The organism is Shewanella sp. 433, from assembly GCF_059338565.1.
Map to the genome: position 1 here is coordinate 574,176 of NZ_CM181703.1, position 11,972 is coordinate 586,147.

General features: G+C 48.3%; 11 protein-coding genes. 9 read left to right on the plus strand and 2 right to left on the minus strand.

Annotated features, from left to right (window positions below):
- Window positions 1–30 precede the first annotated feature (30 nt).
- The 3 genes from gspL to AC5YB1_RS02715 are packed head-to-tail and all read left to right on the plus strand — an operon-like array spanning window position 31 to window position 2,497.
- Window positions 31–1,236, plus strand: a complete 1,206-nt coding sequence (gspL, locus tag AC5YB1_RS02705) for a type II secretion system protein GspL (RefSeq protein ID WP_475515577.1) — start codon at window positions 31–33, stop codon at window positions 1,234–1,236.
- 1 nt (window position 1,237) lies between these two features.
- Window positions 1,238–1,714, plus strand: coding sequence for a type II secretion system protein M (locus AC5YB1_RS02710; protein ID WP_475515578.1), 477 nt, complete (start codon window positions 1,238–1,240; stop codon window positions 1,712–1,714).
- A 21-nt stretch (window positions 1,715–1,735) separates the two neighbouring features.
- Window positions 1,736–2,497, plus strand: a complete 762-nt coding sequence (locus AC5YB1_RS02715; protein ID WP_494520618.1) for a type II secretion system protein N — start codon at window positions 1,736–1,738, stop codon at window positions 2,495–2,497.
- Window positions 2,498–2,553: 56 nt separating this feature from the next.
- Here the strand turns inward: AC5YB1_RS02715 and AC5YB1_RS02720 are convergent, their stop codons facing one another.
- Together AC5YB1_RS02720 and rsmD are read right to left on the minus strand one after the other, a co-directional pair.
- The gene (locus AC5YB1_RS02720; protein ID WP_494520619.1) at window positions 2,554–2,841 is read right to left on the minus strand and encodes a DUF1145 domain-containing protein; all 288 of its coding nucleotides are present in this window, start codon (window positions 2,839–2,841) and stop codon (window positions 2,554–2,556) included.
- On the minus strand, window positions 2,841–3,431 hold the full coding sequence (gene rsmD, locus AC5YB1_RS02725) for a 16S rRNA (guanine(966)-N(2))-methyltransferase RsmD (protein WP_494520620.1): 591 nt from the start codon (window positions 3,429–3,431) through the stop codon (window positions 2,841–2,843). The genes AC5YB1_RS02720 and rsmD overlap by 1 nt, the downstream gene beginning before the upstream one ends.
- A 248-nt stretch (window positions 3,432–3,679) precedes the next feature.
- On the opposite strand from rsmD, the gene ftsY reads away from it, so the two are divergent.
- The 6 genes from ftsY to AC5YB1_RS02755 all read left to right on the plus strand — a co-directional run bounded on the left by ftsY (window position 3,680) and on the right by AC5YB1_RS02755 (window position 11,951).
- On the plus strand, window positions 3,680–5,302 hold the full coding sequence (ftsY, locus tag AC5YB1_RS02730; RefSeq protein ID WP_494520621.1) for a signal recognition particle-docking protein FtsY: 1,623 nt from the start codon (window positions 3,680–3,682) through the stop codon (window positions 5,300–5,302).
- 129 nt (window positions 5,303–5,431) lie between these two features.
- Window positions 5,432–6,121, plus strand: coding sequence for a cell division ATP-binding protein FtsE (gene ftsE / locus AC5YB1_RS02735; RefSeq protein ID WP_494520622.1), 690 nt, complete (start codon window positions 5,432–5,434; stop codon window positions 6,119–6,121).
- Window positions 6,122–6,135: 14 nt separating this feature from the next.
- The gene (ftsX, locus tag AC5YB1_RS02740) at window positions 6,136–7,101 is read left to right on the plus strand and encodes a permease-like cell division protein FtsX (protein WP_494520623.1); all 966 of its coding nucleotides are present in this window, start codon (window positions 6,136–6,138) and stop codon (window positions 7,099–7,101) included.
- Window positions 7,102–7,357: 256 nt separating this feature from the next.
- Window positions 7,358–8,215, plus strand: a complete 858-nt coding sequence (rpoH, locus tag AC5YB1_RS02745) for an RNA polymerase sigma factor RpoH (RefSeq protein WP_475515585.1) — start codon at window positions 7,358–7,360, stop codon at window positions 8,213–8,215.
- A gap of 761 nt (window positions 8,216–8,976) precedes the next feature.
- A complete protein-coding gene (locus AC5YB1_RS02750) occupies window positions 8,977–9,924 on the plus strand; it encodes a DmsE family decaheme c-type cytochrome (protein ID WP_494520624.1) in 948 nt (315 codons plus the stop codon).
- Window positions 9,925–9,941: 17 nt separating this feature from the next.
- Window positions 9,942–11,951, plus strand: coding sequence for an MtrB/PioB family decaheme-associated outer membrane protein (locus AC5YB1_RS02755; RefSeq protein ID WP_494520625.1), 2,010 nt, complete (start codon window positions 9,942–9,944; stop codon window positions 11,949–11,951).
- Window positions 11,952–11,972: the final 21 nt, after the last annotated feature.

Below are 11,972 nucleotides of genomic sequence, written 5' to 3' on the forward strand. Positions count from 1 at the left end.
GCAACTTAATGAGACTTGTGGAGAAAGACATTGAGTGAACGATTATTTATCCGCTTAGGAAGAAGCCAAGATCAGCGCTGTACTTGGCTGGTGTGGTCCGAGCAAGAGCAAGAGATCATCGCCTCGGGTGACCTGCCCGACGCCCATGCCTTGTCGACCCTAACTGAACGAGCGGGTAACCGTCCGGTCGATATCTTAGTGCCCGCTTCGGCGATCACGCTCACCTCGGTGCGCTTACCAGAGAAAGGCCAGCGTCAGGCGATTAAAGCCTTGCCGTTTATGCTAGAAGAAAACTTGGCCGAAAATGTCGATAAACTGCATTTTGTCACCGGCCCGCGTGATGGCGAGTCCCTCAGTGTTGCGGTTGTTGCCCATGAGCAGATGCAAAATTGGTTATCTTGGTTAAGCGAGGCGGGTATTAAAGCGCGCCAAATTGTGCCCGATTGTTTAGCCTTACCACTGCAAGAGTGTCAGTGGGCGGCCATGCAATTTGGTTCCGATTATCTGCTGCGTACCGGCGCTGGCCATGGTGCCTGTCTTGATGCCACTTGGTTTAACGCCACGCTGCCTCAATTTGTCGCCAAAGCTGCTGGCGAAACCACGGCGAGCAGCCCACTTACGGTGGCTGGCTATAGTGAGCTGAGTATCAATGGCGCCCAGGTACAGCCCCAACCGCTGGATCTGCCGATGTTAGTGCTGGCCAAAGGTATTTTACATGCGCCGCTCAATTTACTTTCAGGCATTTACACCCCTAAACGCGAGTACGGCAAACACCTGTTGCTGTGGCGTAATAGTGCCATAGTGATCGCTGTCGCCTTAGTGTTGGCCTTAGTTAACAAAGGGCTCTCTATTCATCAGATGAACGTCGAGCGTGAGCAGTTACAAGCGCAAAGTAGCGCGATATTCAACCAAGTGGTCGGCAGCTCGCGGGTGGTTAATATTCGCTCACAGATGGACAGTAAATTACGTAGTCTGCAAGGTTCGGGAGATGGTACCGCCTTCTTTACTATGCTCGATGGTCTATCGGCTGCATTTGCAAAAGTGCCGCAATTAAAGCCCACTAGCTTGCGTTTCGACAGTGGTCGCAATGAGTTACGCATGCAAATATCCGCCAAGAGTTATGCGCAAATTGAAGAATTTAAAAGCCTCATCGCCAAGCAATTTAAGGTCGACTCTGGTGCGATGAACAGCGGTGAAGATGAAGTCACCAGCACGTTAACCTTAAGGAGTAAGTAAGATGGAGAACCTTAAAACGTGGTGGAACGGGTTAATTTTACGTGAGCAGCAGTTGGTTGCCACCTGTGGTGTGGTCTTGATACTAGGCGTGCTTTATTGGGGAGTTTGGACGCCAATAAGTGAGGCTGAGCAGGATGCCGAGCGGGCATTACAAGCTCAGCAAGCCACGTTAACTTACGTAAAACAGACTGCCAATAAGATAGTGGCACTACAGAGTGCTGGCGGTAAAAAAGCTTATTCGGGCAGTTTAAGTGCCACAGTGACTCAGACCGCCAAACGTTACGGCTTAGAAATCACTCGGATGCAACCACAAGGGCAAAAAATTCAGGTGTGGATGGACGAAGTGCCATTTAACAGCTTGCTAAGTTATTTGAGCGATCTGGTACAACAGCAAGGTTTATCACTGGACAGCATCGATTTGGCACAAGCGGATACGCCAGGTCTGGTTAAAGTGCGCCGCATCCAATTCTCTCAGTAAACAAGGTTTTAAGGTGTTGTAGTGAGTGTAGTGAAAAAGATAATTATAGGTGTGGTCTTATATTGTGGCTTTATGCTGGCCCTGTTTCCGGCCAGTGTGGCCTTGCAGCTGGCGCCGCTGCCCCAAGGGATCAGTGTCAGCGGGGTGTCGGGCACCATTTGGTCGGGCAAGGCCAGTTTAGTGGCGTTGCAACAGCGCCAACTTGAGTCGGTGCAATGGCAATTAAGCCCGTGGGGACTGTTGTCCGGCAAGGCCAATATCGATTTTGCCATTGGCAGCCGAGCAACGGCGGTTAACGGTAAAGGCCAAGTGTCTTTGTCTATGTCTGGGATCAATGCCCAAGGGCTGCGTTTTGAAGCGCCAAGCGCTTTTCTTATCGGCAAGACGCGTCTACCGTTTAGAGCCGAAGTGGATGGTCACTTTAGTTTAATCGTGCAGCAGCTGGAGCAAGGCTTACCTTGGTGTGAGCAGCTTAACGGCAAGTTGTTTGTGCAGCAGTTGCAGGTGAATAACCAGTTTGGCAAATATCCGCTAGGCAATATTGAGCTGGGCCTAAGCTGTGTCGATGGCAATATTCAATTAGCCACCGATGAGACCATGAATGCGCTTGGGCTTACAGGTAATGCGTTACTTAAAGACAATAAGTTGATTGCACTTAGCGCCAAGATAAAAGAGACGCCTGCACAACCTGAAGATCTCAAGCAGGCGCTAAGTTTCTTAGGTAAACGTGACAGCCAAGGGTATTATCCGATTAGCTTCCAGGGGCGCATCCCAGGGATCTAGCGCTAATGGGTCAATAAAAAAGCACCTTTTAGGTGCTTTTTTTGATCGTCAATGGGTCAGCCATAGGGATTAACCATGTTGGCCAGCACGCGCTGACGATAGTCTAATAGGCTAAACACGCCAAACAGCAACACGGCGCCATAGTCGGCCTTGCCCAGCCGCAACAAGGGGCTAAACAGGCGATGAAAAATCAGTAGCTGCCCGCAATGCATCACCACAGTGAGTAATAATAACAGTGATAGCAGTTGGCTTATCGTATCGCCTATGGGCATCAACAGGTTATACAGCATCAGCAACCAGGCGCACAAAGTGATGGCTTTACCCACTCGGATCAATGCTTTCATTATGAATTGCCTATCTCAGGCTGATACTGGTATAGACGGTAGATCACTTGTCCGGCTTTTTTCTCTTTCAGCGGCACCCAGTCGCTAGGCACAGTGAGTGAGCTTAACTCGCTTTCGGTTTCGACATAAATTTGCGCATTATTATTCAGCCATTGGTGCTCACTGAGCAGCGCAATCGTCTGCTGCGCTAACCCTTTGCGAAATGGCGGATCGATAAAAATAATATCAAACCCCTGGCTTGGCGTGTGCTGTAGTAGCGCCAGCGTATCGCCCTGCACGACTTCGGCGCAATCACATTTAAGGGTCAGCAAATTTTGCTGTAATTGTTTGGCGGCACTCGTTTGCAGTTCAAACACTTTAGCAAAGGCGGCGTAACGCGATAGCGACTCTAAGCACAGCGCGCCGCTACCACCAAAGCAGTCGAGTACCCGAGCGCCAGCAATATCGCCCGATAACCAGTTAAATAAGGTTTCTCGTACCCTGTCTGTCGTGGGGCGCAATCCCTCAAGATCATGAATGGGTAAACGTCGTGAGCGCCATTGGCCTGCAATAATGCGTACTTGCCCACTTAAGGGTTTATTTTTAGCCATCTTATACCTGTCAATTTACGGATACCTTTAGCGATGATTTGGCCTCACCGGAGAAAGTGATAGACTGTGACGCTAAATTGAAGTCGCCATTTTAACGCAAAGCAGTTAAAAATGGTGAAAAGCCGCCGACATTAGCTAAAAATGCCGCACTTTGCTGCGTATTTGGACTCGCTATCTGGTTATAATAACGAGCACAAAACGACTTCATACCGAATTTTAAATCAGTTAGTTGAGTACTGGTATTACCCATGGCAAAAAAAGGTTTTTTTTCTTGGTTCCGTAAAGACAAATCGAAAGAGGATGTCGCGGCACCCGAAGCAGAAGTAACATCTCAAGTTGAAACAGAGGCGACAGCGCCCGAAGCGGAGCAGGCAGAACTTGCCCGTATAGAAGCTGCGCGTATTGCAGCGGAGCAGGCAGAACTTGCTCGCATAGAGGCCGAGCGCCTTGCAGCAGAGCAGGCAGAACTTGCTCGCATAGAGGCCGAGCGCCTTGCAGTAGAGCAGGCTGAACTTGACCGTATCGAAGCCGAGCGTATTGCAGCAGAGCAGGCAGAACTTGACCGCATAGAGGCTGAGCGTCTTGCAGCGGAGCAAGCAGAACTTGCTCGTATCCAAGCCGAGCGTATTGCAGCAGAGCAGGCAGAGCTTGACCGCATCGAAGCTGAGCGCCTTGCAGCAGAGCAGGCTGAACTTGACCGTATCGAAGCAGAGCGTATTGCAGCAGAGCAGGCAGAACTTGAGCGTATCGAAGCTGCGCGTCTTGCAGCAGAGCAGGCTGAGCTTGACCGTATCGAAGCTGAGCGTCTTGCAGCGGAGCAGGCTGAGCTTGATCGCATCGAAGCTGAGCGTCTTGTGGCCGAACAAGCAGCGCAGGCATCTTTAGCCGCCGAGGATGCGCCCGAGCAGCAACCTGAGCCGCAACAAAAACCGACTAAAGAGGGCTTTTTTGCCCGCCTTAAGCGTGGCTTGAAGCGCACCAGCGAAAATATCGGTAGTGGGTTTGTCGGACTGTTCAAAGGCAAAAAGATCGATGACGAGTTGTTTGAAGAGCTTGAAGAGCAGCTATTGATTGCCGATGTCGGAGTAGAAACCACTACGCGCTTAATCTCTAGCCTCACCGAGCAAGCGAGCCGTAAGCAACTTAAAGATGGCGAAGCCCTGTATGAGTTGATGCGCGAAGAGATGCAGAAAACGCTCGAACCTGTGAGCGTGCCTTTAGTGCCAGAAAACCCCGATGGCCCGTTTGTTATTTTAATGGTTGGCGTTAATGGTGTGGGTAAAACCACCACTATTGGTAAGTTGGCAAAACAATATCAGAAACAGGGCAAATCGGTAATGCTAGCAGCGGGCGATACCTTCCGCGCCGCCGCCGTTGAGCAACTGCAAGTGTGGGGCCAACGTAATAATATTCCGGTTATCGCCCAGCACACGGGGGCCGATAGTGCCTCGGTATTGTTTGATGCCTTACAGGCGGCTCGCGCCCGTAATGTCGACGTGTTGATTGCCGATACCGCTGGTCGACTGCAAAATAAAGCCCACCTAATGGATGAGTTGAAAAAAGTCGTGCGGGTGATGAAAAAGCTAGATGAGTCGGCACCTCACGAGGTGATGCTGACCCTCGATGCCAGCACAGGCCAAAACGCCATCAGTCAGGCGCAGCTGTTTAAAGAAGCCGTTGGTGTTACAGGCATTACCATTAGTAAACTCGATGGTACCGCGAAGGGCGGGGTTATCTTTGCTATTGCCGATAAATTTGGTATTCCTATCCGTCACATCGGTGTGGGTGAGCAGATCGACGATTTGCGTACGTTCGATGCCAAAGATTTTGTCGACGCCCTGTTTAGCCAAGAGGGCGAAGAGACGACATAACCGCTATCGCACCTCGCAGTGAAACGGATTTTTGTATGCAAAATATTGCATTAATCAACTGCGTGGATTGGGCTGATATAAGATAACGTATCGCCGTCAAGGATTGGCGGCATCAATAATTGGGTAACTATGATTCGATTTGAGCAAGTTAGCAAAATTTATCCAGGTGGACAAAAGGCACTCACCGATGTGAGTTTTCATTTAAAACGTGGAGAAATGGCGTTTTTAACCGGACACTCAGGTGCCGGTAAAAGCACTTTGCTCAAGTTGATCAGTGTGATCGAGCGCGCCAATGGCGGTAGAGTCGCCATTAATGGCCACGATATCGCCAAAGTTAGGCCTAAAGATGTGCCTTACTTGCGGCGTGATATCGGCATGATCTTTCAAAATCATCACCTGTTGATGGATCGCAGTGTGTTTGACAACATCGCCTTGCCGTTGGTGATTGAAGGCTTTGCCCTGCATGAAATTAAAAAGCGGGTATTGGCCGCCTTAGATATGGTGGGCCTTTACGGCAAAGAGCGTCATTATCCCATAATGTTGTCGGGGGGTGAGCAGCAGCGTGTCGGTATTGCCCGTGCGATTGTTAATAAGCCGCCCTTGTTATTAGCCGATGAACCTACAGGTAACTTAGATCCTAAGCTGTCGATGGACATTTTACGTCTGTTCGAAACCTTTAACGATTCGGGAACCACGGTGTTAATTGCAACTCACGATCTTGGCCTTATTGCCCGCATGAAGTACCGCACTTTAACCCTCAAGCAGGGGAGAGTGATTGGTGGTGATGAGCTGGCGACGCCTCAAGCCTTTAACGGATAAGCGGACAATCGAATATGGATAAGCAACCTCAATTAGTCCGCAGCAAACTTCCCTTTACGGGCCGTATCGTGATGTTTTTTATTCGTCATATTCAACATGCCATGGGCAGCATGGGCGAGTTGTGGCGTAATCCTATCTCGTCGTTAATGACCATGGCGGTACTGGGGGTGAGTTTAAGCTTACCGGCGGCGTTACAAGTGCTGGTTAAAAATGCCGAGACCATTACCCAATCGTGGAACAGCGCCGCCGAGATCTCACTCTTTATCGATGAAGGACGCAGCGAGCGCTCTATTCAAAGCTTGATCACCCGTATAGGTGCGTATTCTGAAGTCAGTGCGGTCAACTATATTAATCGCGATCAAGCACTGGAGGAGTTTCAGCGGTTATCTGGTTTTGGTGAGGCGATAGCTTATCTGGATGATAATCCGCTGCCAGCTGTGGTCACAGTAACCCCAGATATCAAGCACGCCAGCCCCAATGGTGCACGCGCCTTATTAAAAAAGCTGGAGTTAGAACCTGAGGTGAGTTTTGGGCGGCTCGATATTGAGTGGCTAGAACGCTTACAAGCGGTCGTGAGATTGCTTGAGCGAACGGTATTGGCTATTGCACTATTATTAGTCTTAGCGGTGGTGTTAGTCATTGGCAATACCATACGTTTGGCCATTATGAACCGCCGCACCGAAATCGAAGTGATGAAATTAGTCGGTGCCACAGAGAGCTTTATCCAGCGGCCCTTTTTATACACAGGCATCTGGTTTGGTGTCATCGGTGGCATCTTAGCGTGGATCATTATCAATCTGTTGGTGTGGTATCTCGATGGTGCACTGGCCGATTTACTCGGGCTGTATGGCAGTACATTAACGATGCAATCGCTGACGCTTACCGAGTTAGGCCAACTGGTATTATTGGCGTCTTTCCTAGGCTGGTTAGGTTCCTATCTGTCGGTAAGACAGCATCTGCGCGCTATCGAACCGACTTAAGATTTATCGGCGCATAACAAGCGTTTTATGAACTAAATTTCACTTGAACTGTCTATAGTTTCGGGTGAAATTAGCCCACGTTAAGCGGTGGTATTGACATATACTGTCAGATAGTGAATAGTTCGTCAGCTTGCCTCTGCGTCAAAGCTTACTGTGTATCAGAGCGACCAGAGACGGCAGCCTGCAATAGGTATTCAAGCGTCATAAAGCATTTATAGCGTTAAATTTTTGCAAGATAAGAGGTAGGAGAGCGTTAATGACAAGTCAAACGCAATCAATGTCACTAATGGTTCCGCAAAGCAGCGGTAGCTTAGAGGCTTATATTCAGTCTGCGCATAACATTAGCATGTTAGAGCCACAGGAGGAGTATGAGTTAGCCAAGCGTCTGCAAGAGACGGGTGACCTTCAGGCGGCAAAGCAATTGATTATGTCTCATCTTCGTTTCGTTATTCATGTGGCCAAAGGTTACTCTGGATATGGTTTGCCACAAGCAGACTTAATTCAAGAGGGTAACATTGGTTTGATGAAAGCGGTTAAGCGCTTTGACCCTGATGTGGGTGTGCGTCTTGTCTCGTTTGCAGTGCATTGGATTAAAGCTGAAATCCATGAATATGTGCTTAAAAATTGGCGCATCGTTAAAGTTGCGACCACAAAGGCACAGCGTAAATTGTTCTTCAATCTACGCAAAGCCAAAAAGCGTCTTGGTTGGTTTAGCGATGAAGAGGTGACTATGGTCGCCGAAAATCTGGGGGTATCTAAAGCCGATGTGACCGAAATGGAATCACGTATGGCGGCGCAAGACCCAGCATTCGATCTTGCCAGCGATAACGACGACGAGCAAGATTATTCACCTGTGCATTATCTTGAAGATCACTCTTCAGATTTAGCCTCACAGGTTGAAAATGCTAATTTAGAAGCCGATAACCAAACACGCCTGTTGGCGGCCATCAAAACCCTTGATGAGCGTAGCCAGCATATTCTACAGGCGCGTTGGTTAGACGACCAAAAAACCACGTTGCAAGAGCTTGCGGCGACGTATCAAGTGTCTGCAGAGCGTATCAGACAACTTGAGAAAAACGCCATGAACAAGCTTAAAGCGCGCATGGAAATGTAAGCTGAGACCTGACGTGATAAAAACCTGCCACTTGGCAGGTTTTTTTATGCCTCAATGTTGAGCTCAGGTGTCTTGTCTTCATCCCATGATTTATCTGGTTATGCTGGGTGAAACTATGCCCTTGTAGCGACTTTAAGTCATCTCTGCCTATCACGCTGTGAAGATCTCCCACCGATTTAAAACAGGCTATTAATAGTATTGCTATGAATTATTGCCGCTTTATTTAGAGCTTAATTGTTTAGGCTTGGATTATGCAGGCTGTTTTTTCGATAAGAGATCATCTTAATAATATTATTTTTGCTGTTTTAACACTCATGTTTATGATATTCATTCTCATTTATGTTTTTTTAATTTAATTAAATGGTGTTGTGTAGGGTTAAAATAGTTCAATTATACGAGGGATTATTGTCAAATTTAGATCTGGTTCAAACACACATATATAGTGCACCTTAACGCTTGTAACTTACAGCTAACCATTCAATATCAACTCAAATATCATGATGTAACGCGATTAAATTTAAGTTGTTGTTTATTACCTTCTTTTTATCTATCTCATCGCCTGCTGTTAATAAGATTCATTCTCGATAGTAGGGTGTTGTAGATCACATAATCAACCTTTTTTAGACTTTATTAGCGTTTTTCAATTGCTAATTTTAACAACTCACATATTCGACTAGGCTTTAATTATATTGGCTATCTTTGCAATAACGATAGCACCATAAAAATTAACTCATGGTTAATTAGGGTAGGGTCATATAAATATGAAAAAAATAATCACCGCATTCACTGTTGGGATTATTTCAATATTGAGTCTGGTCGCAAGTGTCCAGGCCACTCCTTGGGATAATTTATCGAGTGAACAGCTTGAAGCAACATTAGTAGACAAGTTTTCTGCTGGAGAGTATTCCACCAAAGGAGCGGATTCTTGCCTGATGTGCCATAAAAAAAATACTAAGGTGATGGCCATTTTTGATGGTGTTCATGGCGACATGAGCAACAGCACATCGCCTATGGCAGGTTTGCAATGTGAAGCCTGTCACGGCCCCATAGGTAAGCATAATCGTGGCGGCAAAGAGCCCATGATCCATTTTGGTCCCGATAGCAAGTTGTCTGCTGCTAGCCAAAACAGTGTGTGTCAGGGCTGTCATAACGATCCCAAGCAGATGGCGTGGCATAACAGCACCCATAACCTTGCAGAGGTCGCGTGCAGCGATTGTCATAATGTCCATGGTGCTAAAGACCCAGCTCTAGATCGCCTCACGGTCAACGATACCTGTACTTCGTGCCATACCCGCGCCAAAGCCGATATGCATAAGCGTTCATCACATCCAATGCAATGGGATCAGATGACCTGTATTGACTGTCACAGCCCCCATGGCTCCATGACGGAAAGCGCATTAATCAAGCCAAGCTTGAATGAAACTTGTGCCGAGTGTCATGCCGACAAACGCGGCCCATTCCTATGGGAACATGCGCCAGTGATGGAGGACTGCTCAAGCTGTCATTCGGCCCATGGCAGTGTCAACGAAAACTTACTTAAGTCTCGTGCGCCGCAGTTGTGCCAACAATGTCACGCCGACGATGGTCACGCCAGTCGCGTTAGCTCTCAGGCAGGTCTCGATGCATTTAGTGCTGGTAAAAGTTGCCTCAACTGTCACAGCAAGATCCATGGTTCTAACCATCCTGCTGGCAGCAACTTTGCCCGTTAAGCTTTGGAGTGAGTATTATGCGTTCAATTAACCCTTTTTCATTAAACCTGATCACTCTGGCTTTGCTTTGTTCAGGTACTAGCGCCTTGGCGGCCGATTTTGGTATTCAACATGCCAATACCAGCGCCATCAACCAAACCAGTTATCAGTGTAAACGTTGCGTCGAACCTCAAGGTCACAGTGGTAGTGTTGGCGTGAGCGTGGGTGTTATCGATGCCGATGACAACCATGCCATCAATCAGCTTGGCACCGATACCGATGGCGCTGTCGCTGGGCTTAACAGTGATGTGGCCTATCAAGGCAGAGGTTACCGCGCCAATGTACAGGCGCACCAGCTCGGTATGGATAACGGCTTTATCCAGATGCAAGCGGGCAAGCCTGGTCAATATAAGTTTGATTTAGATTATCAAACGATCACCACCAATCATGGTAGCAATGCAGCCACCAATCTTTGGCAAAACAACGGCATGCTGACCCCAAGCGAGCAGACTCGAATGCTGGACCTTGAGCTGCAAAGACAGCGCAGCGGCATCGGCTTTGAGTATGACTTTGCCTCAGTATTGGGATTAGGGCTAAGCAGTTATGCCCGCTATAACCATGAAGAGAAAACCGGGCATCGCAGCGCCAGCTTAACCAGCCCAAGTCCCATCAATTTTGCGAACGCCGTCGATGAAACCACAGATAAATTCAGCGCTGGCGTGGTGCTGGATGGCAACAACTGGTTGTCAGAGCTGAGCTATCACGGTTCACGTTACGACAATAATCTTGGCAACCTGAGTTTGCCTTATGCCCCCGATGTGTATAGCGCCACCCCAGATAACCAAGCCCACCAAGTGGCGTTATCGGGCCAGTACCGCTTGGCATCAAGTGTCTTTAGTGGCCGTGTGGTGACGGGTCGTATGATCCAAGATCAAGATTTAGTGCAGATGAGTGGCAACCCCATCCAAAACTGGGATGGTCAAGTCGACACCCTTAATACCCACTTAGCTGCGACCACCCGAGTGAGTAATCGCTTACGTCTGGGCGCCAGTTACGATTACAGCAAACGCGATAATCGTTCATCGGTATTTGATTTTGCCCAGTATGAATACAACCCAGTATCGGGGGCGTTTAAGCAAAATACCCCTATGGATATCGATCGCCAAACGCTGAAAACCGATGCCAGTTATCGCATTGCTAGCGGCTATCGCCTGCAAGCGGGTTACAACTATAAGCAGGTCGAGCGCAGCTACGGAGAACGCGAAGAGACCCGTGATAACGAGTTGTGGAGCAAGTTAAACATTCGCGCGATCGATAAGCTGATCCTTGACTTTGGTGTGAGCTATAGCGATCGAGGCGGCAGTGATTATCAAGCCAATGAACTGACCAGCGAAGAGAGTGAGTCCTTGATGCGCAAGTATCATCTTGCCGACCGTCAGCGCAGTGAAGTCAACGCCAGAGCCAGCTACACCCCGCTCACCTGGCTAACCTTCGATGCAAGTACTTACTATGCCAATGATGATTACAACGCGACCGACATCGGGCTGACTCAAGCACAAGATTATGGTTATGACGTTAATGTGCATGCTCAAGTCACTCAGCCGCTCGCCGTGTACGCCTTTGCTGGCCAGCAGTGGATTGATTCAGACCAAAGTGGCGATCAAGCCTCTGTTTGGCAAGCCGAAATTAAGGATGAATTCATTAACTTGGGTCTAGGTGCCACCTACTCAGGCTTGATGCAAGACAGATTAACCTTAGGTGTCGATTACCTATTTGCTAACTCTGACAGTAACACCGGCGTCAATGGCTATAACAGCGACAACTATGGTGCGTATTACTCCTATAACCACAGTGTGAGCTTATATGGGCAATACCTGTTATCGCCACAAATGGCATTAAAGCTGGCTTACCAGTACGAACGTTATTTTGATACCGACAGCGCTTCGGTCACCCCCGATAGCATTGCAGGTTTAATCACCTTGGGTGACCTGAACCACAACTATAACGCCCATCAACTGATGTTGACCTTCAGCTACAAGTTGAAGTGAGTCGATTCAGTTATTTAATAA